Source organism: Bacteroides oleiciplenus YIT 12058 (assembly GCF_000315485.1).
Lineage (GTDB): Bacteria > Bacteroidota > Bacteroidia > Bacteroidales > Bacteroidaceae > Bacteroides > Bacteroides oleiciplenus.
Genome location: NZ_JH992941.1, coordinates 1046850 through 1072548, shown reverse-complemented (window position 1 = coordinate 1072548; position 25699 = coordinate 1046850). Strand labels below are relative to the sequence as shown.

Here is a 25699-nt window from a genome sequence, read left to right as displayed (position 1 = left end):
GGGGCTATTTTTTTTAAACATTTGCTTAATCGATTTAGTTAATTAACAGTATTAATCTATATAAATCTATTTACCCATGACTCATTCAAGACTTATCGGTGGAAAGCCGAAAATTGGTATTCGGCCTATTATTGATGGCCGTCGCGGGGGTATCCGCGAATCACTGGAAGATATGACCATGACTATGGCCCATAAAGTAGCAGAGCTTTATTCTTCATCTTTACGTCACAGCGATGGCACACCTGTGGAATGTATCATAGCAGACACCACTATCGGCGGTGTGGCTGAAGCAGCTATGGCAGCAGAGAAATTCCGTAATAATGGAGTAGGAGTAGTACTCTCCGTTACTCCCTGTTGGTGCTACGGATTTGAGACAATTGACATGGATGGTGAAATGCCGAAAGCCATCTGGGGATTTAACGGAACCGAGCGTCCGGGTGCTGTTTATCTGGCTTCTGCCTTGGCAGGACATACACAGAAGGGATTGCCGGCATTTGGCATTTATGGGCGGGATGTACAGGAAATTGGTAACACGGAGATCCCGGAAGATGTGCAAGAGAAATTAGTACGTTTTGCCCGTGCAGGTCTGGCTGTTGCAACCATGAAAGGTAAATCTTATCTTTCTATAGGAAGCGTATCCATGGGTATTGCCGGCTCTATCCCTAATCCGGATTTCTTTCAGGAATACCTGGGCATGCGTAATGAATATGTAGATGCCAGTGAGATAGAGCGTCGTGTTCAGTTGGGTATTTATGATCACGAGGAATTTGACCGCGCCATGGCATGGACGGAAAAGTATTGCAAAAGCAATGAAGGAAAGGATTTCAATCCGGAACATCTGGTATATTCCCGTGAAGAAAAGGATGCGCGTTGGGAATACGTGGTAAAAATGACTCTTATTTTCCGTGACATGATGATTGGTAATCCTAAATTGGCAGAGATGGGCTTTAAGGAAGAAGCAATGGGACATAATGCCATTGCCGCAGGCTTCCAGGGGCAACGTCAGTGGACGGACTTCAAGCCGGATGGTGACTTCACTGAAGCTATACTGAATAGCTCATTCGACTGGAACGGTATTCGTGAAGCATTTACTTTTGCTACGGAAAATGACACATTGAACGGCACTTCCATGCTTTTTGGACATTTATTATCAAATACGGCACAGATATTTGCTGACGTACGTACCTATTGGAGTCCGAAGGCAGTGGAACGGGTAACTGGCAAAAAATTGGAAGGCAAAGCTGCCAATGGTTTCATTCACCTCATTAACTCAGGTTCTTGCACGCTGGACGGAACAGGACTTCAAACCCGTGACGGAAAACCTGTAATGAAGCCTTTCTGGGAAATATCTGAGGAAGAAGTTGAGGCATGCCTTGCTGCAACCAAATGGTATCCGGCTTCCCGCGAATACATGCGTGGCGGTGGATATTCTTCTCAATTCCTGACCCGTGGTGAAATGCCTGTAACCATGTGCCGGTTGAATCTTGTAAAAGGACAGGGACCTGTACTTCAAATAGCTGAAGGTTGGGCGGTTAATCTGGATGAGGATGTTTTCAAGGCTATCAATGAGCGTACCGACCGTACATGGCCTTCCACTTTCTTTGCTCCACGCCTGACAGGTAAAGGTTGTTTCCGCGATGTATATACCGTAATGAATCGTTGGGGTGCCAATCATGGTGCTATCGGCTATGGTCATACGGGGGCTGATTTGATTACACTGGCTTCCATGCTCCGTATTCCCGTATGCATGCACAATGTTCCTGAGGAAAACATTTTCCGCCCCAGCGCATGGTCTGCTTTCGGTGAAGACGTGGAAGGTAGTGATTATAGAGCTTGCAAAAATTACGGACCTCTCTATAAATGAAAAACATGAGAATTATGTTGCAACTAATCAATTTGAAAAACACTCTGCTTGCAGGTACGGTTATGTTACTCGCATCTTGCAGCGGACAAAAAGAAGTTAAGATGGGAAGTTATGCTTATGATGCCCAATTCCTGAAAGAGAATGGCATAGAATACACTGAACTAGTTTCTGCCGATGGAAATTCTAAAGTCATGATTGTTCCGGCATGGCAGGGGCGGGTGATGACTACTTCGGCTTCCGGTGACGAGGGCGATAGCTACGGATGGATTAACTACCGCTTTATTCGTGAGGGAAAGGTCAGCCCGCAGTTCAATCCTGTAGGAGGTGAAGAACGTTTCTGGCTGGGTCCCGAAGGCGGCCCGTTCTCGCTCTATTTTAAGGAAGGGCAGAAGCAGGTTTATGATAACTGGATAGTTCCCACTGTACTTGATACGGAAGCCTTTACCATTAAGTCACAGGATGATAGCAGTGTTCATTTCGTGAAGGACACCCGTCTGACAAATGCTTCAGGTACTACTTTCGATATGAATATCGACCGTACGGTGTCATTGATGAATACCGATGAAGTGGCTGCGGATTTCGGCATACAACTTTCACCAGGTATGAAAATAGTAGCTTATAAGAGTGAGAATAAAATTACTAATACGGGCGATAGCGCATGGACAAAAGAGGGCGGACTGGTGTCGGTATGGATGCTCGGCTGTTTTAATCCCACACCTACTACCACTGTCTTTATTCCATATAGGGAAGATGCGGAAGGAACGATTGTAAATGATGAGTATTTCGGTAAAATCCCGGCAGACAGGTTAATCAAGGAGGAGGGCATCATCTATTTCAAGATAGATGGAAAATATCGCTCAAAGTTAGGATTGCCGGCTTCACGAGCAACAAATCTGTGCGGAAGTTATGACTCGTCAAAAGGTGTACTGACTATCTTGTGGTGTAGCCTACCCGAAACTTCTTCAGCTTATGTGAATGGACAATGGGGGCCACAGGAAGACCCGTTTGCGGGTGATGTCATCAACTCTTATAATGACGGTCCGGTGGAAGACGGTTCTATCATGGGACCTTTCTATGAGATTGAAACATCTTCTGCGGGAGCGGAACTTGTACCGGGTGCATCGTTGGTGCATACACAGAAAGTAATCCACATACAGGGTGAAGACGGACAGTTGGCTCCTATCGTACAGAAATTATTCGGAGCAGATTTGAATGTAATTAAGACAAAGTTTCAATAGGGTAACTATATAATATCAAAATTCGTATGGAATCGAATCGAATAATACCGAAAGGAATCCTCTTTCCGTTCATTCTGCTCACCACGCTGTTCTTTGCCTGGGCTGTGCCGAATAATCTTACGGATACCATGCTCGCCGCATTCAAGCGAATCATGAGTATCAGTGACTCGAAAACTGCCTGGATACAAGTGGTGTGTTATCTATTGGGCTATGGATGCTGTGCTATTCCGGGTGCATTATTTATCAAGAAATACACTTATAAGTCCGGTGTAATGTTGGGACTTGGTTTGTATGCTTTGGGTGCCTTATTGTTCTATCCGGCAATGCTTTGCTCCGGAATAAACGTTGAGTTTAGTTTCTTCATGTACCTGCTGGCCATTTTTGTTCTTTTTGCCGGACTTTCCGTATTGGAAACATCAACCAATTCGTATGTATTGGCAATTGGTCCTGAGAGTACAGCTACACGCCGCTTAAATCTATCGCAGGCATTCAATCCGTTTGGAGCAATTACGGGAGTGGTGATTAGTCAGATTTTCATTCTTTCGCAATTGAACATGATGACTGCTTCAGAACGCAGTCAACTCCCGGCTAGTGAATTGGCTGCCATCCAAGGTCAGGAATTAAGTGCTGTCACTATGGCTTATGTAGTGCTTGGATTGGTGATGCTGGTACTCTTAGCCGCCATTTGGATTACCAAAATGCCTAATCTTAGTGAAAAGGGAGAAAAGGTTGAATTTGGCGCCACTTTCCGCAGGCTCATGAAAAATAAGAATTATGTGTGGGGCGTAGTTGCGCAATTCTTCTATGTAGGTGCACAGATAGCCGTATGGTCATTTGTCATCCGCTATGCTATGCAGCAGTTGGATTTTGACGGTGTGTTGGCTTCTCTGGGCAATGCGGCTTCTGCCGATGCTGTTGTAGATGCATTGCGCAATGTAGAACCTGTATCTGCTGCATTCTATAATGGTTGCGAATGGCTTGGATTGAATGACTTGTTGCCCCGTACAGCCGAACAGGCTGCTGCAACTTACTACATCATGTCGCTTATCCTCTTTGTCACTATGCGCTTCCTATGTACAGGGATGATGAAGTATGTGAAAGCCTACAAACTTTTGATAGGTCTCGCTATTCTTGCCGTGCTATGCTGCGTAGGTGCTATGTTCGGTAAGGGCAGTTTCGGGGTATATTGCCTAATGGGTATTTCCGGATGTATGTCACTGATGTTCCCAACCATTTATGGCTTTGGGCTTACAGGATTGGGAGAAGATACTAAAATCGGAGGTTCGGGCATGGTAATGGCCATTGCAGGTGCGGCACTCTTGACTCAAATCCAAGGAATTGTGTCTGATCAGACCGGTAGCATTATGGCTGCATATATTGTTCCAGCTGTAGCTTTTGCGGTTATTGCTTATTATGGATATTTCATTGCAAGAAAACAGGAATTAGCAATTAAATAAGAATTCACATGATAGAATCTAATAAGAAATATGTCATTGGACTTGATTTCGGTACAGATTCCTGCCGGGCATTAATAGTGGATGTGCGCAATGGAGAGGAAGTTGCTACGGGGGTAAGTTTCTACCCCCGTTGGAAAGCAGGTCTTTACTGCGATGCACAGAGTAATCGGTATCGCCAGCATCCGCTGGATTATATTGAATCTATGACGGAAGCTGTGCACATTGCTTTATCTCATCTGACAGAAGAGGAGATAGCTTCTATTTGTGGGTTATGTTTTGACACTACCGGCAGTACACCTGCATTGACTGATTGCAATGGGATGCCATTAGCCTTGAATCCTGAATTTGCAGAAGAGCCGGATGCCATGTTTATCCTTTGGAAAGACCATACGGCAGTTCGTGAAGCCGAACAGATAAACGCTCTCATGAAGGAACGTAATCTTGACTATTTACTCTACGAAGGAGGTACTTATTCTTCAGAATGGGTATGGTCAAAAGTCTTACATGTCATTAATACTAATTCTAGAGTAAAAGAGGCTGCTTATTCATGGACAGAGCATTGTGATTGGATGACAGGTTTGGTTACAGGGAACACAATTCCGGAGAAAATGCTCCGTAGCCGCTGTGCAGCAGGGCATAAAGCCATGTGGCACGAACGCTGGTTACTTTCTTCTTCCGAAGTTCTTTTAGAACTTAATCCCTCCCTGAACAGAATCCTCCCCCATCTTTTCACGCAAACTTACACCAGCGACACCCGCGCCGGCACGTTGACCGCCGAATGGGCCGGTAAACTGGGCTTACCTCAAGGCATTGCCGTAGCCGTAGGAGCCCTCGATGCACACATGGGAGCCGTGGGAGCTTCGGTAGCACCAGGGGTACTTACACGCATCATGGGAACCTCCACCTGCGACATCATGGTGGCAGAGAAACATGAAATAGGAGACCGATGCATAGAAGGTATCTGCGGACAGGTAGACGGTTCCGTACTTCCCGGATTCATTGGCCTGGAAGCCGGACAATCAGCTTTCGGAGACATCTATGCATGGTTCAGGAAATTCATGTCATGGCCCTTGAAGAACATTCCCGAAGGAGAGGCCAAACAGAAAGTCATGGACACCATGCTGATTGAATTGACCCGGGAAGCACAAGCCTTGAAACTTTCTGAAAATGACATCGTTGCCCTTGACTGGATGAACGGGCGCCGCACGCCGTATGCAGATCAGAATGTGAAAGGCATGATTGCAGGACTGACACTGGGAAGCACTGCCCCGGAAGTATTCAAAGCCCTTGTCGAAGCCACCGCCTTCGGCTCCCGGCGTATTGTAGAGCACATGAAAGCACAAGGTTTGCATATTGATTCCGTCAACGGCATTGGAGGAATCAGCAAAAAGGCCCCTTTTGTCATGCAGACTTTGGCTGATGTGCTGAATATGCCCATTCGTATCGTGCGCTCGCAGCAGACTTGCGCACTCGGGGCGGCTATGTTTGCAGCGGTGGCCGCGGGAGTATATCAGGACATCATGGAAGCCATGAAGTATATGGGGGCGGATATTGAGGTGGAATATAAACCGGACACCAGGAGGGCAAGGGTTTATGAAATACTCTACAAGAAATACCTTGAACTGGCAAAAAATGCTGAATATATCAATCTATAAACCATTAATCTATTTAATCATGAAAATCAAAGCTTTTATTTTAAGCGCCTTATGTTTAGGTGCAGTGGGCGTTTATGCTCAAAACTTTAATGGACTTGATATGAATATGGGTAATTTGTATCGTTTGTCCGATGCAAAAACCCGCTCTATCAGTCCTGAAAACTTTACCGGCGAAAAAGGTAAAGGTGGTATGGCCGACCCGGTAAGGGATAAAGATAAACCTAATCAAGCTAATGCACATCACGCAGCAAAGACATTGGGACAAGGCTGGAAGGTGAATCCTTATGTGAATATCGGTCCTAATGAGACTTTTACATTGGCTGAAATAGAAGGTCCCGGCGCTATCCAGCAAATCTGGATGACTCCCACAGGTGAGTGGCGGAAAACAATTATCCGATTTTATTGGGATGATGAGAAAGAGCCTTCCGTAGAATGTCCCATTGGTGATTTCTTCTGTAGTGGCTGGGGAGTGTATTCTCCATTATCTTCACTGGCCGTATGCGTGAATCCGGGCAGTGCATTCAATTGTTACTGGCAAATGCCTTTCCGCAAAAAGTGCAGAATCACTATGGAAAACATTGATCCGAACAATGAAATGCGGGTTTACTATCAGATAAACTATACATTGACTGAAGTTCCTGAGGATGCCGCTTACTTCCATGCACAATTCCGCCGTTCAAACCCCAATATGACTTCTGACCATGTATTGGTTGATGGCATCAAGGGCAAGGGCCAATATGTGGGTACTTACATGGCATGGCAGGTCAATAACAGTGGTTGGTGGGGTGAAGGAGAAATCAAATTCTTCATGGATGGTGACAAGAAGTTCCCGACCATCTGCGGTACCGGTACAGAAGACTATTTCTGTGGTTCCTACAACTTTGAGAATAAAACAACCCGCCAATACGAGGAATTCTCTACACCTTATGCAGGACTTCACCAGATTATACGCCCTGATGGAGTATACCGTTCGCAACAACGTTTCGGTATGTATCGCTGGCATATCCTTGATCCTGTTCGCTTTGACAAGGACTTGAAAGTTACTATCCAGGATCTTGGATGGCGCAATGATGGTCGTTATCTTGACCAGAAATCGGATATCTCTTCTGTTGTATTCTGGTATCAGAGCGAGCCGCATGCCAAGTTCCCAGCATTACCTTCGGCTGATGATCTGGAAGTCGTCAGACCTTTTTAGAAAGAAAATCACGAGAGACAAATAACAACTTAAATTTATCAACCTTATTACTTTAAGTCTATGCCTAAGTTTAATCAAGAACGGATTATTTCCGGAACAATGCGGCTGATGGCATTGGTATGTATGCTATGCGCATGCCAGTTTATCGCTGCACAGACAAAGAATTTCCAGGGTGTTGTGAAGGATTCAAAAGGTAACACTCTGCCGGGTGTTACGATTTTGGAGACGGGTACTGCGAACGGTGTTTCGACGGATGTCGATGGACATTTTGAAATTAAGATGACTCCGGGTAACACATTAACGGTGAGTTATGTCGGTTATGTAACGCGCACTATTCAGACGAATGCAAATACCACTTCCCTTAATATAACTCTTGAAGAGGACGTTTTCCTGTTGGATGATGTAGTGGTGGTGGGTTACGGTTCGATGAAGAAGGGAGAAGTAACGAGTGCCATTACTTCGGTGAAAAAGGATAATTTCCTTGCCGGTATGGTGAAGAGCCCCGAACAGTTGCTTCAAGGTAAAGTAGCCGGTTTACAACTTTCTAATTATACCGGTGACCCGGTGTTGGGACTTGAAATGACTATTCGTGGTGTAAATTCATTATCAGGCAATACCAGTCCGCTGATAGTCATTGATGGTATCCCCGGTGGTAGCATGACGGCTATTTCAAGTGAGGATATTGAGTCTATTGATGTGTTGAAAGATGGATCGGCTGCTGCAATCTACGGTACACGTGGTACGAATGGTGTGATTGTTATTACGACCAATCGTGCAAAAGCCACGAAGATGTCGCTGGAATACAATGCATCCGTATCATTTGAAACTATTTCCAAACATGCAGATATGTTGACTGCGGATGATTATCGTAGCTTGAAAGATAATTCTGATTTTCCAGGTATTCAGGATGAAGGAACTACCACTGATTGGGTAGATGCAATCAGCCGTACGGCTATCAGCCAGAATCACTTTCTTTCTTTGAAGGGCGGCAATGCCCAGTCCAATTATGTGGCTTCTATCGATTACCGGAAACGTGAGGGTGTCATTAATAAGACAGACCGTGAATCCATCACTGCAAAAATCGGATTGAATCACAATATGTTTAACGATAAACTGCGTTTCCAGTTAAATATCAATGATAGCTATGTCACTCAGCAACGTGCATGGTATTCTGCCTACCTGAATGCTCTGTTGGAAAATCCAACGCGTCCCATTTATGATGAGAACGGAAACTATACTGAATATAAAGTCAATCTGAAACCTTATAACCCTGTTGCCATGATTAATGAAGAATATGACAAAGAGGGATATAATCAACTGATGATGAGCGGTAAAATGACAGTTACCCCGATTGAAGGGCTTAATTTGAGCGTCATGGGAGCTCTTCAACGCTTTGACCGTATGGAAAACAAGAGCAACTCTTTCAAGCATATGTCTACAGTTGTCAATGGTGATTATGGTAATGTGTGGAACTGGGCTGACAACAGTTTGCAGAAAACGTTGGAATTGGTAGGTGATTACACCAAATCCTTAGGACTCCATAATCTGGGTGCTATGGCGGGCTATAGTTATCAGGATGATGATGCTAAGGGATTATATCAATGGGCGAAAGATTTTCCGACGGATATGTTCGGTCCCTGGAACATTGGTTCTATGAATGATATGAAAGATAACAAAGCAGCTATGACCAGCTATAGAAATACACATAAGCTTATTTCTTTCTTTGGCCGCGTGACTTACAATTATGATGAGAAGTACATGTTCATGGCAAGTTTGCGCCGTGAAGGCTCTTCCCGTTTTGGCGATAACCACAAGTGGGGATGGTTCCCTGCCGTATCAGCCGGTTGGCGCCTTAGTAAAGAGAACTTCCTGAAAGAGGTGAAGTGGCTGGATGATTTAAAATTCCGTGTTGGTTATGGTGTTACGGGTAACGAGGTGAATGCAAACTTGTTGTCAATGTATTTGTTGGGCTATGGTGGCTATGCTTACATTAATGGTAAATGGACACAGGGAGCTGCACCTTATCAGAATCCAAATCCCGATTTGAAGTGGGAAACGAAAAGCGAGCTGAACTTCGGTCTTGATTTCTCTTTCCTGAAGAACAGACTTTCGGGTTCGGTTGACGTTTATCATCGTGAGACTTCAGATTTGCTTTCTACTTACGAAGTTCCTACTCCGCCCTATATTGTATCGAGTATGATGGCAAACGTAGGAAAAATCAGAAATCAGGGTATTGAATTGTTATTGAGTGGTACAGCTATACAAACCAGGGATTTACGTTTTGACATAACAGGAACTTTTTCCTATAACAAGAACAAGATTGTCTCTCTCTCTAACGGGCTTTACCAGAAAGATTACTGGTATGCAGGTGCTACAGGTTCACCGATACAAACGCATACACACATTGTAAGAGAAGGGGACCCGGTAGGTAATTTTCATGGTTTCCAAACGCATAGCCTCACATCTGATGGTCTGTGGATGGTTTATGGAGCTGATGGTGAACCGAAATTGCTGACGGATGCCAATGACGGTGACAAGCGGGTAATCGGCAACGGTATCCCTACAACTTATGGTAGTCTTAACCTGGCATTGAATTATAAGGGCTTTGATGTTTCTGTAATGTTCCGTGGTGCATTCAACTTCCAGGTGCTTAACCGTCAACGCATGCATTGGGAAACAACAGCGCGTATCGGCGAAGGTAATCTGCCACGCTCCGTACTCGAGAAACCATTTGGTAGTAATTCTTATGTAAAGGGTGCTCCTGCCATGCAGAGTTATTATGTAGAAGATGGTGATTATGTGAAACTGGATAATGTAAATATCGGTTATACGTTCAAACTCAAGAACCAGAATGTCATTCAGCGCCTTCGTCTGTATGTAGCGGGTAACAATCTGCTTACTATGACGGGCTACAAAGGACTGGACCCTGAAGTCAGCATTAAAGGGCTTGCACCCGGTGTTGAAGGTTCCGGTGCCGGTGAACTTTATCCGACAACACGTCAGTTTACTGTTGGTTTAAATCTTTTGTTTTAACCTTTAAATTTTATAGCAATGTTTAGAAAACAATATATTATCACTGCATTCCTTGCCCTTACTGCGGTATTCAGTGGTTGCACTAATCTTGATGAGGAAGTTTTCAGTAGCATTCCGGAAAAAGATTTCTATAAGACTGAGTCTGAGTTTTTGGCAGCTATGGTTCCGGTTTACTCAAGTATGCGTGCTATGACCGATTGGCAAAACTGGTGGGATCTGGAAGAAACAACCGATGTATGTGTCACTCCTGTTAAGAATCACGGTTTGTGGTATGATGGCGGCATTTATATTCGCCTGCACCAACATTCATGGACGGAAGAAGATCCGCACCTGAATGCTATCTGGAATGTCTTGTATGCAGGTGTGTCAAGTGCCAATCGCGTACTCTATCAGTTTGAAAACTCTTCCATAGAGATGGCTGGAAAGCAAAATTACATTTCGGAGTTGAAAGTGGCGCGTGCATTCTATTATTATCTGTTGCTTGAGGCTTTTGGAAATGTACCTATCATCGACCGCTTTGATGTACCCGACGGCTATCTTCCTGCTACGGAGCCACGTGCAAAAGTCTTTCAATTTGTGGAAACGGAATTGAAAAACAATATCGATAACCTGAGCGAAGACAGATTGAGTACTTACGGGCGCTTTAATAAGTGGAATGCTAAAATGCTGCTTGCGCGCATGTATCTGAATGCTGAGGCTTGGATAGGTACACCTATGTATAGCGAATGTGAAGCTCTGTGTGATGAAATCATACTTGCCAATAAGTATAGGCTCGATGGCGATTATTCATTGCCATTCTCTACAAACAATGAGTTGAGTAATGAAACAATGTTTGTCATTCCATTTGATGAAACGAAATCCGGCGGGCAGATATATATGTGGGCACGCAAGACGTTGCACTATTCGCAGATGCAAACCTTTAGTCTTCAGGCTACCTGGCTTGATGGAGGTTGCTTAGGTGTTCCCACTTTCTTTGACAATTATGTGGAAGGTGATGAACGTTTGGAAAAGACATGGCGGATGGGGCAGCAATATGCTCTTGACGGAACTCCTCTATGGACAAACGGTTGGTGCGGTGATCCGCAAATGTTGCTTAGTTATACCAGGGAGGTTACTAATATCAGTGGTGACGCTACGATGTATCAGGGTTACCGTTTTGGCAAATATGAAATCAAGGTAGGTGCTACCGGAACTCCGGACAATGATTATGTCATCATGCGCTATGCCGAGGTGCTTATGGCGAAGGCGGAATGTATTCTTCGCACAGGTGGAAATTCACAGGATGCGGCGGACTTGGTGAACGAAGTGCGCAGGAGAAATTTTGATACTACAAATGAGTTGACTGGTGCTGAACTCGAAGCTACCATATCCTGCAATGGAGTACCGGTGAAGTATGGCCGTTTGCTTCAGGAACTGGGTGTCGAATTTGCCCTTGAAGGTTTACGTCGTAGTCAGTTGATTCGCTTTGATGATAACTATACGAAAGGTACCTGGTGGGAACATACACCTACAAATGACACCAAGCGTAATTTAATGTTGATTCCGTTCGACCAATTGCAACGTAACTCTAATTTGGTACAGAACCCGAAATAATCATGTTACTATCCGGTCAGTATGCTCTGTAAAGCGTTCTGACCGGATACTTTAACTTATATATTCATACTAAATATGACAATAAAGAAATTCTATATCCTATGTGCCGCCTTATTCTGTTTCATGGCTGTCTCGGCCCAACAGAACATATCCGTATCATCGCCCGACGGGAAACTCAAGTTTCTGTTGAAGATAACTCCGGAAACCGTTTCTTACGAGGTTAATTACAAAAAACAGTTGTTGGTGGAGAACTCCCTGCTGGGATTCAGTTTCGACAACGGTGAATTTGGCAGTAATCTGAAAACCGGTAAGGTTCGCCGGAAGTCTATTGATGAAACCTATGAATTGGTGGTTGGTAAGGTGAGTAGTGCCCGTAATCATTGCAATGAGATGATAGTTCCTCTGCAGGAAAAAGAAGCTCCGGGAAGGTTAATCAATCTGGTAGTGCGAGCTTTCAATGATGGAGTGGCTTTCCGCTATGAGTTTCCTGAACAGGAAGGATGGAATTCCTATGTGATGTATGATGAGAAGACCCAGTTCAGGCTGAATGGCAATCCGATGGCGCTACTGATGTACCTGCCGGGATATATCAACACGCATGAAGGGGTGTACACTCATACGGAATATGATAAGATAGCCAAGAAACGTCTTATTGAAATGCCTGTGACTCTGGAATTTGATAACGGCATATACATGTCGATCACAGAAGCGGCTGTCCGCGATTATGCAGGTATGTATCTGGTGAAGGAGAAGAATGGCTTTGCAGGTAAACTGTCCCCCCGCCTGGGACAGGAGAAGATAAAAGTGGAAATCAATGAATTTCCGCACCGTACCCCTTGGCGTGTACTTTCTGTAGCCGATCGTGTGGGCGGACTTCTTGAAACAAACATCCTTACCAGTCTGAATGAACCCTGCAAGATTGAGGATACTTCATGGATAAAGCCTTGCCGGACTACATTCACCTGGTGGAACGGCAATGTGGTGCCTGATAGTACTTTCTCTCCCGGAAACAATTTTGAGACAAACAAGTATTATATTGATTTTGCAGCCCGTAACGGTCTGGATGCCCATGGTATTTATGGGTATGCCGAAACTCCCTGGTATTATGACGATAACTTCAACTTCGGCTGGGCAGGTCCGAATGCCGATATCACCCGTCCGATACCTTGCCTGAATATGCCGCGTATCGTAGAGTATGCCAAGAGCAAAGGAGTGGGAATACATTTGTGGGTACATTGGCGACCACTCTATGATAAGCTGGAAGAGGCTTTTGCACTCTATGAAAAGTGGGGTGTAAAGGGCTTGATGGTCGATTTCCTGGATCGTGACGACCAGGAGATGATACGTATTCAGGAAGAAATTCTCCAGGCGGCTGCCAGGCATCGTCTGTTTATCCAGTTTCACGGTTCCAGTAAGCCCTCGGGACTTACCCGCACTTACCCTAATGAATTCACCCGTGAGGGAACGCTCAATTATGAAGTTTGCAAGTGGGATACATTGGTGAATGCCGACCATGATATTTCCGTTCCATTCACCCGTTTGCTGGCCGGACCCACCGATTACCATCTGGGAGGTTTCCGTGCGCTTCCGCGCTCTGAGTTCAAGATTCAGTATGTAAATCCTTATGTGATGAGCACTCGTTGCCACATGATGGCGATGTATGTGGTTCTGGAAAACCATCTAACTTCCTTGTGTGATACGCCTATGGCCTATGAAGGACAACCTGGTTTTGAGGTATTGCGTACAGTTCCCGGTACGTGGGATGAAATGCACGTGCCATTGGCTGAATTCAATAAGTATGTCACCGTAGCCCGCCGCAATGGTACGGACTGGTGGGTAGGTACTTTGAACGATGGCACGGCACGTACATTAAACCTGAAGCTGGACTTTCTGGGTGAAGGAGAATATCGGGCGGAGATATATACGGATGCTCCGGATGCTGAGAGGAATCCTAACCATTTGAGTAAGGAAATACGTACAGTGACCCGTAAGGATAAGATAGAGTTGCCTTTGGCTGTTGACGGAGGTGCTGTGCTGCGTATCTCTAAGTTGTAATATGATAAGGAAATATATAGTATTGCTTGCAAGTCTTCTGATGACGTGGGGACTTGCAAGCTGTGAGAAATCAGATTCGGATGATGGAAATCCAACTCTGAATGTGCGGCTTTCCAAAAGTGAGGTTACGGCTGACAATGGAAAGGCGTCTGTTGAAGTAACGATTGATGGCTTTGCACAATTAGCTTATCTGGAAATCACGAAAACCGGTGATACGAAAGGCACGACTGAGAAATACATGAAGGCCAGCCTCTCAGAGAAGTATATCTACGAGTATACTATGAAAGAAGATGATGGTACTCGGCTTGCTCTTGAGTTTGTAGCTGTAGATAATAGCGGTAAATCATCAGAAGTCGTTCAATTGATGGTGAATAAGGGCATTGTCAATGCATCGAAAGCATTAGCTTTTACCAACCTGAAATGTGTGTCCCGGGTTACTGGTGCAGAAGTAAATGGAGTGAACGGACTGCCCGCTGTGGAGTTTGAGGTGAATAACCGTACCAATGAGCTGTATAATGTAGGCGGCACAGATTTGGGGATTGTCTGGGAGCTTCAACCGGGACGTTATGGCCTTTTCTTTGGTGATACGTTTGGCAGTGATTTCTATCCTAACTTTGTTAATCCGGGACCTAATGGTGGCAGTTGGAGAAGCAATGTGCTGCTTTTCTCTGAGGATACCAATCTTTCTGATGGGCTTGTCATCAATGGTGCGGCTATGGATGAAAGTGGCAAGAGTGCCCGTGAAATCTGTTACGGGGGTAAGGATGGCAGTGGTAATGGAGACTGGACTTCTATTCCTACAGCCGCTATTCGTGCCAATGGTGCCGATTATGTCCATTATATGAATATCCGTAATTGGGCGGGATGGGTGACCAATTATTCAAGCCTTTATAAATCTGTGGATAATGGAGTTACCTGGAAGCGTTGTCAGGATGTAAAGTTCGGTTCAATGAGCAACTTCGGCCAAGTGGGCTATTTTAAGAAAGACGGTTATATCTATATGGTAGGTACTATTACAGGACGTGATAATAAACCTCACCTTGCCCGCTTCCGTGAAGAAGACATTGAAAACCAAGCAGAATATGAGTTCTGGAACGGTGGCGGCTGGGTGAAAGATAATGAGGCAGCGGCTGTCCCGCTTTTCGATGACATAGCCGGGGAGCTTTCCGTGGCTTATCATCCGGAGTTCAATAAGTGGATATTGCTTTATTTTAATGGTCTTCGCTATGAGATTTCTTTCCGTGCGGCCGATCATATTACAGGTCCGTGGAGTGAACCCGCAAAGATAGTGGATGGCTGGCAATATGCCCAGCTTTATGGGTCGTATATTCACCCGCTATCACTTAAAGGCGATACACTCTATTTTATCATGTCTATGTGGCTGCCCTATAATTCATATTTGATGTCTGTGGAGCTATTTAATCAATAAGAATATAGAGGATAACAGTAATATATAAAAAGCGTCAGAATAATTTCTGGCGCTTTTTATGAATAAAGTGGAACAGACAAATTTCTCTTAATGAAATAGTGCGCAAAGGTTCAATATGATATTTTCATACTTTTACTGCTTGAATGCTATTCCTTTCATTACTTTTGCAGGTAAAAAACAAGCAATATGAAATCCCGTTCGGTAATAAACATATCAATTATTGGTCTTTTATTCATTGTCCTGATACAACTGGGCGGTATGGTCTATGCCTATAAAGCCCAGATGAAAGAGGCTGAGCAATCCATTAATAAATACTTCTGGATGGCATTTACTGAAACAGTGGACGATATAGTGAATAATCTGCCTTATCCGGACGGCACCAAAGTAAACATTATACATTATCCCGTGCGGTTAAAATTGGGTAAGAATGAATTTGTCAACCGTGGCATGCAGCAAACCGCACAAGTATTGCAGAAGGTATATAAGCTGAAAGAATTTCCTCTGGCTAAGTTCGACAGCCTGCTGCATAAGAAACTGGAATATGCTGATATCAAGGGAAAAGTTACTGTTGAACGCTTTAATGTAAATACGGGAGAAATATTGGAAAGCACTAATGCCGGCATGCGTACAACTATTGCAGCCATTACTTCCGAGAAAGCGTTTATCTATAAAGATAGGGGGGAAGCTGTGCGTGCTATTGTTGTTTTCCCTTTTGCGAACATCATGCGGAATGTACTGATTCTTTTTGCAGTTACTTTTCTGTTACTGGGGGTAGCTGTATATGCATTGGTGCTACAGATTAAATCCCTTATCAGGCAGCAAAATAATTTGCAGGAGCAACAGCAGGACTTTTATGTGCTGGCCGAACAAATGCGTGAACCCGTCATCGAAATCATATCGGAAATGCCCCGTGAAAAATGGGAGGTAATAGAAGAGAAAAGCACTTCATTACTGGGCATGACAGAGAAAACACTTTCAAAAGCAAAGACGGAAGCATTGCTTAATCCCGCCCGTAAAAGGATTTCATTAAAAACATTCTCCATAATCGGCCTTACAGGTATCTTTTTATTGTTGGCAATATGGTCTGCCTATCTGTACCGGATTAGTTACGAGAGAATGGAATTTAAGGTTCAGGATAACTTTGAAAAGGCGTTTTATGATGAAACCTATTATAACCGTTGTATTTCATTCTTTTCCGTTTATAAAGATAGGAAAGAAGTGATAAAAGTAACGAGAAATACTCCTTATGTTGACAGGTTTCTTGAAAATATACGGAAGCTTAGTGTGGAAAAAGGGTATCACTTTTGGATGAACGGGATTCTGGTATATCATATCTATAATAAATATGATGTGAATTCCCAGTTGCATGCTGCCTACACTATGCAGGATAGTATTAATAATAGTGCCCAGCCTCCTATTGTGTTCTCCACGCAGTTTGCAGATAGTGTCTTTGCCCTGGAATTACATAAAAATGACATATCCAGCGAGAGCGACATACAGAAACTGGCATATCCTTCGGGAGAGTTGCTTGCCCATACCGGAAAACCTCATGTTGGGATTATGGATATGACCACAAAGCTCATCCCGTTGGATAAGGACAGTACAGAGTGTGTGCAAGGCGTTGTGCGTAGCCCTCAAAGCCATATTGTTGCTTCCATCTGGTACATGCTTTTGCCATTGGGCATTACTTTCCTGTTTATTTGTATATGTGTCTGTATCCAGATACATATTGAGCGTTTGCAACGTCGTTTGAAGCAATTCCAGCAAGACTTTACCTACTCTATGATACATGATATGAAATCTCCTTTGAATTCCATTATGATGGGAGCGCATGTACTGATGGGGGGTAAACTGGCTAATAAACCGGAAAAGATAGAGAAGTATAAACAACTGATGCATGATGAGTGCGAGCACTTGCTGACACTTTCCGGGAAGGTGCTGATGCTGACGCAAATAGACAGGGGAGAGTTGCAGCTCCATAAAGAAACAGTTGTTTTGTTACCTTTGCTGAAAGATGTCACGGAGAAGTTTTTGTTGAAAGCAATAAAGAAGGTCCATTTTACACTGGACTGTAAGGAGAACTATTTGGTTTATGCGGATATGTTTTGTTTGAGGGAAGTGATTAATAATCTGATTGACAATGCCATCAAGTATTCCAAAGATGAAGTGGAAATAGCTATTTCCTGTGAAGAATCAGACGGCTTTACTATGATTAAAGTACGCGATAATGGAATCGGAATCCCGTTGAAAGAGCAACAGAAAATATTTGGTAAGTTCGAAAGGCTGCCTGCGGGAAGCCGTAAATCCGGTGTTTCAGGGTTTGGCTTAGGATTGAACTACGTGCAGCAGGTGATGGAGGCGCACAGCGGCACGGTAGCTGTGGAGAGTGTAGAGGGAAGCTATAGTGAGTTTGTTATATGCTTCCCCCTGTGTTGAAGTTATTTCTTTGCAAATAAGGTGATATTCTCAGGGTGCGTGCTGTGTTCTGCTGTCAGGTTCCAGGAATTGTCTTTCTTGTTCCATTTATAGCTTTGGTAATTTGCCCCCATTGCGTTTATCTGATAAACAGTTTTGGCTTTCACATCGGCATAGGCATTCATTTTACTGTTCCATGCTACGTATTCCACGTTTATATCCGTTCCGTCATAAGAGAAGTTCAGGCAATATTGCTTCTCAAAACTTTGGTTCTCCTTGTTCCATTTCAATACCTCTTTGGCTGATACGCGTCCTTCGGCATTGTACGCATAGTTATACTGCAAATGATTATGCAGATACTTCCGGTTCTCTACTTTGAATACAGTTTCCGTCTTTACTCGACCCTCGTTCATTTCCGTGTTATAGGCGAAATCCTTTACATTGTTCCCGCTTACTGCGTTTACTACTGATGTCAATGCGAATACTACTGATAATACTAGAGCTTTCATAATGATTTTATTTTTTAAGTTATACATTCTTGTTTCTTTCGATGTTGCAAAGGTAAGGCAGAGGCGCATGGAAGAATGTTATCACTATGTTATCATTAGGTTAACGTAGAAATACCGATAATTCTATCAACTGCAAATGCAGCTTTGTATCTTATCAAATCCGTACCCGGGATGTACTTGCTCCGTACCAACTCCAGTGTTTCTTCGCTCAGAGGTACTTCTGACCGGAGAATGTACGGAGCAAGTACGTCCCGGGTATATTCAGGGTAGGGTGGTGAAGTGATAAAATGCTCAGTTAGGTTTCACACAAAAGAAAGCGAAATACCGGTAATGAATAATTGGGGGAATTATCAGATGTGTCTTTGCTAAAAAGAAGGTATCTTGCATTTTTGTCTTTTCAGGAGAGAAAGAATCTTTAGGTTAACGTAGAAAAACAGTATCTTTGTCCCCAAAATAATGACAAGATGAAGCTTCGTTCGCTTTACATCCTTTCTATTGTAGGACTGTTTCTCGTTGTGGTGATACAATTGGGAGGGATGATGTATGCCTATGACAACTATAAAAATGAGGCGAAGCGTACGCTGAACGAATGTTTCCGGCAGGCTTTTATAGAGACGGTGGATAATCAAATCAACAACCTGCCTTTTCCCGACTATACCATTCCTTTCTATTCATATATACCCAGAGATGCAAAAAGACCTTATGATGAACGGGTATTTTTGGAATATCAGCAAGCCGCCTCTTTTCTGCAAGATATTTATCAGGTAACGATCCCTCTGGATGAGATGGAAAGGACATTGGAAAAGAAACTGAAATGGAAGAACATAGACCGAACCGTATGGATTGATGTGGCAGAAGACCATAGCCAGTATTCTGCCTACAGGCTTTTCAAAACTGTAATCTCCGATACTGCCTGGCTGAATGAGGAGAAAGGCGAAGCTATAGAAGCAACTATTATCACTCCTTTCCTTCCGCTTGTAAAAGATATATTCTTCCTGTTTCTTCCTACTTTGTTGCTGACCGCTTTCCTGATTTATAGCTGGGCACAGCAGATGAAGTATATCATCAGCCAGCGCCGTGGCATTGAAGAACAACGTTCCGCTTTCTATACTTTGGCAGAGAAAATGAGATTGCCGATAGGGGAGGTGCGCAGCCGGATTCCCGGACAGCGGTGGGAGGAGATAGAAACATCGAGCAGGGATATTCTGGATATGACGGAAGAAACGCTCTCCGCTGCCAAAGAAGAAGAACGGAAAAGGCAGGCACGCAAGCAGCACTCTTTCAAGGTTTTCTTTATGATAAGTTTGCTGGCAAGCTGTTTGCTGATGGTGGCCTGGTTCGTTTATTTGTATCGCACGGCTGCCCGTGAGACGGTTTATCAGGTGAACGACTGTTTTGAAGCTGCCTTTTATGATGAGGTGATGTATAATCGCTACTCATTATTCCTTCTGCAACCTAAAGAAGAAAAAGAACCGGAAGAACAGAGAAAGAAAAGCGAGACACCTTTTGCCAAAGAACAAAAAGAGCTTCTGAAAGGAAAAGATTCGTTGTATCATATAAATAGCATGTATGTGGTGCATATCTATAATACGATTGATCAAAATTATCGTCTTCGTGCGGCTTTGATTGCGCAGAAGCACTTGGAGGGAGTGGAGATGAATTCCCAGTATCTGGATTCTGCCTTTGCCGAACGTCTCAGCCAATTGGGAATGAAATCACGTAGTGGGATCCGTCAGTTCCGCTATCCTTCGGACAGTACGGTTGCACAGGCAGGATATACTTCTGTGAAGTATGGTGACTATATTTCCCGGTTTATTCCGCTGAGGGAAGACAGTACGCTTTGTGTGCAGGGAATAGTGAAGAACCCATACCGCTATGTGGCATCTTCCATCTGGTATTTGTTGATTCCTCTCTGGATCATGTTTCTGGTGATGCTGGATTGTATCTTCGGACAGATAAAGGTGCTCCGTATGCAACGCCGTCTGGAGCAGTTCCAGAAAGACTTCACGTATGCCATGATTCATGATATGAAGTCTCCGCTGAACTCCATACTGATGGCGGCACATGTGCTGGCGGGCGGGAAACTGGCGGATAAACCGGAAAAAGAGGAGAAATACCGCCGGGTGATGACAGAAGAGAGTGAGCATTTGTCAGCCTTGTCAAACAGGGTGTTGATGCTGACGCAACTGGACGAAGGACATTTGGAACTGCATAAGGAAGAAGTCGCCCTGCGCCCCTTGCTCGATGATCTGATTGCGAAGATTTCCTTGAAAGTCAATAAGAAAGTGGAGTTCAATACGGTTTATCACCGTTGTGAGACTGTTTATGCGGATGCTTTCTGCCTGCGCGAAGTGTTGGGCAATCTGATGGACAACGCTATCAAATATTCTCGTGATGAGGTGAAAATAGATATTGTCAGCGTGTCGGAGAAAGGTTTCTGCAAGATAAAGGTGTGTGACGACGGGTTGGGTATTTCTTTGAAAGACCAGTCGCGCATCTTCAACCGCTTTGAGCGCTCTGCGGCAGCCGGACGTAGCGGTAAGGGCGGAGCTGCGGGCTTCGGTTTGGGACTGAACTATGTGCAGCAGGTGATGCTGGCGCATGAGGGCAGGGTAGAGGTGGAAAGCGAAGAAGGTCGTTTCAGTGAGTTCACACTTTATTTTCCGACGAAGTGATTCTGAGGTTAAAGGTTATTTGCGTATTGAAGGTGTGTTCTAATCTTCATTTTGATATACCCTCCATTGTGCCACGTTTTTCACCAGATATGAAACCGCAACTCTTGTGAGCAATCATTGATGAATGCATCCTTCCCGAAGGAGCGCAATTTCCAGAGGATACAGACATCATCAATGCTGCCGATAATCAAGAATGTTCCGAATAAAGCACTGTAATAGTGTCCCGCTATCATGCCGCAAAAGAGCGGGATGATTCCTAATAACAGGATGGGCAGGAAGCAGGCGGTGCGATATTGCCACATCTTTATGGGTTCATTGCAATGGCAGAAACGTATGCCTCCCTTATGCTTCACGAAGGATATGGACCGGAAACCTTTGGGTGAGAATATTCCGAAGAAGAGGGCATGAAGCAATAAGTTCACTGCAAAACCGGCCAGGGCGCACGACCAGAATATCAGATAGGATATGTGAGTCATTTCCTCTCCATGAATTAACCGGAACAGCACCAGTATGGGCAAAGCGAGCAGAATGGCGGCTATGATTCCATTCCGGTTGATTTTGTTTCCCGAAACTACTATTTCGGTACCTTTTCTGCTTTGTATGATTGAAATATCCGCTTTCATAATCTAATCCTTTCTATTAATTGAAAAACAGGTCTGCAATGATGTGTTTTAATTCTATATGATAATTCTATTCCTATTTTCTGAAACTTCTTCATGGTTTCTTTATGTTTTGAGTGATACAATTTGTTTTCTTTCGGTGTTGCAAAGGTAGGGTGGGAGGGGAAGGAAGAATGTTATCGCAATGTTATCTTTACGTTAACGCAGGGTTATAGGCCTGTCGGCTTGTATCCTTTCGAGGTAATTCTATTTACCCCAAATGGTAACTTCATTTACATGCTGAGGTAAAGGCCGTTACATGCCGAGGTAAAGAGCGTTACAATAGGTGGTAAAGGTCGTTACATACTGCGGTAAATGCTTTTACATTAGGCGGTAAATGAATGGTAAATGCTATCTGTTGATAATCTGCAAACTAACTAAATGCCGTGGCAGGGTTAATTCGTTTCTATTAGGTTATGAATCAAACGGACTATCTCCATTCCCCTCCTCCAGTTGGAGGAGGGGTGCCCAAAGGGCGGGGTGGTAGGTGAGAAAAGAAATCCTTAGCTTTGTGATTTATAGGTACTTTATTATTTTACCTACCACCTCCCCCTACGGGTACTCCTCCTCCCAGGAGGAGGAGAATTAAGATAGTACTGCTTTAGTATTTGCTTCTTTCTATACTATCATGAATCCTTCATAATAATCTTAAACTTCGACAGTCTTTAATCAAGGCAAGAACTTTGAATGATGTGGCAGGAATTTCTTGTTTTCTTCTTCTAATGTCCCCCCGTTTCCCTTGTAAATTGAAAATGTCCCCTTGTTCCTTTCCCTTGTTTGAATAATAATATATTGAAATACACACTTTTATAATCAAAAGGCTCTTCTTCATTTGTCCCCCCCTGTTTGTTTTTCGGTTTATGTGTATCTTCCTACTTTTGCTACAATCTCCTTAGCAGATGCGATGCAACTATTATTAATCTATATTAGAAAGTAAAATTATGGAAAACCAGGGAATTCTTCTTTATATCGGGATAGCTCTTGTTGTGCTTCTCATACTTTGGTATATCTGGACCGTCAACAACCTAATCGCTAAACGAAACCGCGTAAAGCAATGCCGAAGCGGCATTTGCGTTGCCCTGAAACAACGCAATGACATGATACCGAATTTAGTGGCCGTCGTGAAGTCCTACATGGGCCATGAGAATGAAACGCTACTACGCATCACCGAACTTCGTTCACGCACTTTCCAGCCTTCCCAGGAAAGCGAACAGATAAGAACCGGTGCCGAATTATCTTCTTTATTATCCAGATTGCAACTCTCCGTTGAAGATTATCCGGAACTCAAGGCAAACGAACAATTCCACCGCCTGCAAACGAGCATTGAAGATATGGAATTGCAGTTGCAAGCCATCCGGCGCACCTACAATGCAGCAGTGACCGACTATAACAACTTCATTGAAATGTTCCCTTCCTCCATCGTTGCCCGCCAACAGAACCATCATCAGGAAGAACTGATTGATATTCCCGAAGCCGAGCAACGCAATGTGGACGTCAGCGAACTTTTAAAACGAGTATGAATATGGCAGCAATTGATTTCAAAGCGCTTTCCGAACGGCTCCGCAATGACTTGTCCCGTGTGAACCGCTGGCGCAAGGTGGTGCGTGGTCTGAGTATTGTGGTTTACCTGTTTGTCTTTTGCTGGATGATGTTCGTCCTATTGGGCGGTTATCTGGCGGGGTATATCGGAGTGGAGAATTATAGTCTGATGACGCAATACATACTGCCTGTTTTCATGGGCTTTGTGGTGCTGAACTTTGCATTCTCGCGTTCCCTTATGAAGTTTCAGCAGCAGGAAAGCGATATTATGCGCAGCGTTATGTCCACCCTGTTTCCGTCGTATGTCTTTTCTTTCTCTTTGCAGATAGACTACCGGATATTGTCCGGCAGCAAGCTCTTCAACACTTCTTTCTCCGATCCGGCATTTGGAGCCACTACTTACGGCTATCTGGAAGTTCCGCATGGCGATCAGTCTCTTTATGTGGCGGATATAGGTGTTTCTTATGGTTTGCTGAATAAGCTGGCGCAAAACTCTGTGACGGGATATTTCGTGATGCTTTACCGTTATGTGCTCCGCCCTTTGTTTGCTTCCCGCTACGAAAGCAGTGCGCATAATTTTCGCGGAATGTTCGGCTGGTGCCGTCTGGAGAAGACTTTCAAGGGAACCACCCTTATCCTGCCCGACCATCTGGAACAGAAAGTCGGTTATCTGGCAAAGAACATTCAGGCATTGAAGAAACGCTATAACGCTCGCTTCATGCATCTGGAAGACCCTGAATTTGAGAACTATTTTGCTGTCTATGCCGATGATGAAGTGGCGGCCCGCATGATACTCACCCCGGCAATGATGCGCCATATCACCCGTTTGCGCGAAGCTTTCGGACATGATATAATGCTTTCTTTCAGCAGGAATACTTTTTATTACGCAGCCGTTATGCCCGAAGGTTTTCTGTGCCTCCGCACGCAGGCGCTGGACAACGAACATTTGCTGGAACAGATATACGACGAGGTAAACCTTGCCTGCCGGGTGGCGGATGAACTGAGACTTAACTAATTAGTAGTACTTATAAAAATAGAAATGCGTATTATGAAACAGACATTAATCTTTATCCCTCCCGTAGTGGACTCCACACAAAGTTCCATACATATAGAGGATTTTGAAAGGAGTGTGGACTTGTACAATCAAGGTGAGTACCTGCAAGCTTTCCATTGTTTACTGGACTATCTGAATGCTGATTTCCGGGCTAAATATGGCAATCCGGAAGGTACAGAATTTCATATTCCGCATGGCTCCATCCTGGTACACATCTATGTGAAAGAGGATGCTTTCCGCATCAATGCCGACTTCCTGACTTTACCTGAGAAGGGTCGTGTAGCCATGTTGCGCCAGGTGGCGGACCTGAACATCAACAAACTGCTGTTGCCTCGTTTTGTGAAGGACGGTGACAGTTTGAGAATGGAATACTCCTGCCCTTTGTCGCAAAGCCATCCGCACAAGATGTATTTCGTCTTACAGAACATCTGCCACATCGGCGATAAATACGATGATGAATTCTGCACAAAGTTTGGTGCCACGCGTTGTTACGAACCTAAAGTCACCCCTTATCCGCAGGAAGAAGTAGACCGCATTTATGAAGGTCTGCAAAAGCTTGGCCGCGAGACGCTGGAAGCCATCAAAGAGTATGATGCCGACCGTAAATACGGTTATTCATGGAATGTGCTCGACACTACTTTCTATCAGATTTCCTACTTTGCCCGTCCGCAAGGCCAGTTGCTGAACGACCTCGACAAGGCAGTGGACGACATGGATGCCGAACTGCCCACCGCCGAAGTGGTAGCAAAAGGAAAAGCCTTTCTTGAAAAGCTGCTTGCCCTGTCCAAAGAAGAACTGGCTGCCGACCTTTATTTCGTCGATACCTTAGTCTCCACCAAGCGCCGTTCATCCTTGAAGAATGTGCAGGAGAACTTTATGAGTGTCTATAAGGAGGCCACCGAAGCCATCCAGACGGAAAACTATGAACGCAGCGCTGTGCGTTTGCTTTATATCTTCTATGAGGCTTATTTCTACAACGATATGCAAGACGACATCAACGTCATCATCTCCCGTGCACTCAGTAAAGCGAGCGGCCAGTCGATGGAAGATGCCTCCGAAATTCTTTATAATGCGATGGATAAGATAATGGAGGGTGACCTGGAACCGGATGATGATGACGATACTCTTGAAGAAATATCCGCTGAAGCTATCGAGCAGATGCAAGGTATGGCCGCTTCCCTGCAAGAAGAGGTCATGAAAGCACAAGCCGACATGCAGGCAGCTATGATGAAAGGAGATATGGCCGAGTATATGCGTCTGGCGCAGGAACTTCAGTTGAAAATGATGCAGCAGGCACTTGGCGGACAAGCGTAACACTTTAAAAAAGCA

Annotated in this window: 16 protein-coding genes; 14 read left to right on the top strand and 2 right to left on the bottom strand. The window is 44.3% G+C overall.

Annotated features, from left to right (window positions below):
* The first annotated feature begins 76 nt into the window (after positions 1-76).
* From HMPREF9447_RS11865 to HMPREF9447_RS11820, 10 genes are all read left to right on the top strand, one after another.
* Entirely contained in the window at positions 77-1864 is a 1788-nt protein-coding gene (locus HMPREF9447_RS11865; protein ID WP_009129978.1) for an L-fucose isomerase, read from the top strand.
* Between the two features lie 14 nt (positions 1865-1878).
* A complete protein-coding gene (locus HMPREF9447_RS11860; protein ID WP_009129977.1) occupies positions 1879-3102 on the top strand; it encodes a DUF6786 family protein in 1224 nt (407 codons plus the stop codon).
* Positions 3103-3128: 26 nt separating this feature from the next.
* Positions 3129-4559, top strand: coding sequence for an L-fucose:H+ symporter permease (gene fucP, locus HMPREF9447_RS11855; RefSeq protein WP_009129976.1), 1431 nt, complete (start codon positions 3129-3131; stop codon positions 4557-4559).
* 8 nt (positions 4560-4567) lie between these two features.
* Positions 4568-6214: a ribulokinase gene (locus HMPREF9447_RS11850; RefSeq protein ID WP_009129975.1), complete on the top strand. Its 1647-nt coding sequence runs from the start codon at positions 4568-4570 to the stop codon at positions 6212-6214.
* A gap of 19 nt (positions 6215-6233) precedes the next feature.
* Positions 6234-7409: a glycoside hydrolase family 172 protein gene (locus HMPREF9447_RS11845; protein WP_009129974.1), complete on the top strand. Its 1176-nt coding sequence runs from the start codon at positions 6234-6236 to the stop codon at positions 7407-7409.
* A 60-nt stretch (positions 7410-7469) separates the two neighbouring features.
* On the top strand, positions 7470-10442 hold the full coding sequence (locus HMPREF9447_RS11840; protein WP_009129973.1) for a SusC/RagA family TonB-linked outer membrane protein: 2973 nt from the start codon (positions 7470-7472) through the stop codon (positions 10440-10442).
* Between the two features lie 18 nt (positions 10443-10460).
* Positions 10461-12035 carry a RagB/SusD family nutrient uptake outer membrane protein gene (locus HMPREF9447_RS11835; RefSeq protein WP_009129972.1) on the top strand — a complete coding sequence of 525 codons (1575 nt, stop codon included), beginning with the start codon at positions 10461-10463 and terminating at the stop codon, positions 12033-12035.
* A gap of 75 nt (positions 12036-12110) precedes the next feature.
* Positions 12111-14090: a glycoside hydrolase family 97 protein gene (locus HMPREF9447_RS11830; protein WP_009129971.1), complete on the top strand. Its 1980-nt coding sequence runs from the start codon at positions 12111-12113 to the stop codon at positions 14088-14090.
* A 1-nt stretch (position 14091) separates the two neighbouring features.
* A complete protein-coding gene (locus HMPREF9447_RS11825; protein ID WP_009129970.1) occupies positions 14092-15519 on the top strand; it encodes a DUF4185 domain-containing protein in 1428 nt (475 codons plus the stop codon).
* A 186-nt stretch (positions 15520-15705) separates the two neighbouring features.
* Positions 15706-17955 carry a sensor histidine kinase gene (locus HMPREF9447_RS11820; RefSeq protein WP_009129969.1) on the top strand — a complete coding sequence of 750 codons (2250 nt, stop codon included), beginning with the start codon at positions 15706-15708 and terminating at the stop codon, positions 17953-17955.
* 2 nt (positions 17956-17957) lie between these two features.
* Here HMPREF9447_RS11820 and HMPREF9447_RS11815 read toward each other — a convergent pair whose 3' ends face one another.
* Positions 17958-18443, bottom strand: a complete 486-nt coding sequence (locus tag HMPREF9447_RS11815) for a DUF3836 domain-containing protein (RefSeq protein ID WP_009129968.1) — start codon at positions 18441-18443, stop codon at positions 17958-17960.
* 464 nt (positions 18444-18907) lie between these two features.
* Between HMPREF9447_RS11815 and HMPREF9447_RS11810 the strand changes: the two genes are divergently transcribed.
* The gene (locus HMPREF9447_RS11810; protein ID WP_009129967.1) at positions 18908-21118 is read left to right on the top strand and encodes a sensor histidine kinase; all 2211 of its coding nucleotides are present in this window, start codon (positions 18908-18910) and stop codon (positions 21116-21118) included.
* A gap of 80 nt (positions 21119-21198) precedes the next feature.
* On the opposite strand, the gene HMPREF9447_RS11805 is transcribed toward HMPREF9447_RS11810, so the two are convergent.
* Positions 21199-21741: a DUF3267 domain-containing protein gene (locus HMPREF9447_RS11805; protein ID WP_009129966.1), complete on the bottom strand. Its 543-nt coding sequence runs from the start codon at positions 21739-21741 to the stop codon at positions 21199-21201.
* 977 nt (positions 21742-22718) lie between these two features.
* Between HMPREF9447_RS11805 and HMPREF9447_RS11795 the strand changes: the two genes are divergently transcribed.
* The 3 genes from HMPREF9447_RS11795 to HMPREF9447_RS11785 are packed head-to-tail and all read left to right on the top strand — an operon-like array spanning position 22719 to position 25684.
* Entirely contained in the window at positions 22719-23297 is a 579-nt protein-coding gene (locus HMPREF9447_RS11795) for a LemA family protein (RefSeq protein ID WP_009129965.1), read from the top strand.
* Between the two features lie 2 nt (positions 23298-23299).
* On the top strand, positions 23300-24331 hold the full coding sequence (locus HMPREF9447_RS11790) for a DUF3137 domain-containing protein (protein WP_009129964.1): 1032 nt from the start codon (positions 23300-23302) through the stop codon (positions 24329-24331).
* 33 nt (positions 24332-24364) lie between these two features.
* A complete protein-coding gene (locus HMPREF9447_RS11785; protein ID WP_044138154.1) occupies positions 24365-25684 on the top strand; it encodes a hypothetical protein in 1320 nt (439 codons plus the stop codon).
* The last annotated feature ends 15 nt before the right edge of the window (positions 25685-25699 follow it).

Excerpts from the sequence above, each read along its gene's own strand:
- HMPREF9447_RS11865 (WP_009129978.1), top strand. The coding sequence starts at position 77 with ATGACTCATTCAAGACTTATCGGTGGAAAGCCGAAAATTGGTATTCGG.
- HMPREF9447_RS11860 (WP_009129977.1), top strand. The coding sequence starts at position 1,879 with ATGTTGCAACTAATCAATTTGAAAAACACTCTGCTTGCAGGTACGGTT.
- fucP (WP_009129976.1), top strand. The coding sequence starts at position 3,129 with ATGGAATCGAATCGAATAATACCGAAAGGAATCCTCTTTCCGTTCATT.
- HMPREF9447_RS11850 (WP_009129975.1), top strand. The coding sequence starts at position 4,568 with ATGATAGAATCTAATAAGAAATATGTCATTGGACTTGATTTCGGTACA.
- HMPREF9447_RS11845 (WP_009129974.1), top strand. The coding sequence starts at position 6,234 with ATGAAAATCAAAGCTTTTATTTTAAGCGCCTTATGTTTAGGTGCAGTG.
- HMPREF9447_RS11840 (WP_009129973.1), top strand. The coding sequence starts at position 7,470 with ATGCCTAAGTTTAATCAAGAACGGATTATTTCCGGAACAATGCGGCTG.
- HMPREF9447_RS11835 (WP_009129972.1), top strand. The coding sequence starts at position 10,461 with ATGTTTAGAAAACAATATATTATCACTGCATTCCTTGCCCTTACTGCG.
- HMPREF9447_RS11830 (WP_009129971.1), top strand. The coding sequence starts at position 12,111 with ATGACAATAAAGAAATTCTATATCCTATGTGCCGCCTTATTCTGTTTC.
- HMPREF9447_RS11825 (WP_009129970.1), top strand. The coding sequence starts at position 14,092 with ATGATAAGGAAATATATAGTATTGCTTGCAAGTCTTCTGATGACGTGG.
- HMPREF9447_RS11820 (WP_009129969.1), top strand. The coding sequence starts at position 15,706 with ATGAAATCCCGTTCGGTAATAAACATATCAATTATTGGTCTTTTATTC.
- HMPREF9447_RS11815 (WP_009129968.1), bottom strand. The coding sequence starts at position 18,443 with ATGAAAGCTCTAGTATTATCAGTAGTATTCGCATTGACATCAGTAGTA.
- HMPREF9447_RS11810 (WP_009129967.1), top strand. The coding sequence starts at position 18,908 with ATGAAGCTTCGTTCGCTTTACATCCTTTCTATTGTAGGACTGTTTCTC.
- HMPREF9447_RS11805 (WP_009129966.1), bottom strand. The coding sequence starts at position 21,741 with ATGAAAGCGGATATTTCAATCATACAAAGCAGAAAAGGTACCGAAATA.
- HMPREF9447_RS11795 (WP_009129965.1), top strand. The coding sequence starts at position 22,719 with ATGGAAAACCAGGGAATTCTTCTTTATATCGGGATAGCTCTTGTTGTG.
- HMPREF9447_RS11790 (WP_009129964.1), top strand. The coding sequence starts at position 23,300 with ATGGCAGCAATTGATTTCAAAGCGCTTTCCGAACGGCTCCGCAATGAC.
- HMPREF9447_RS11785 (WP_044138154.1), top strand. The coding sequence starts at position 24,365 with ATGAAACAGACATTAATCTTTATCCCTCCCGTAGTGGACTCCACACAA.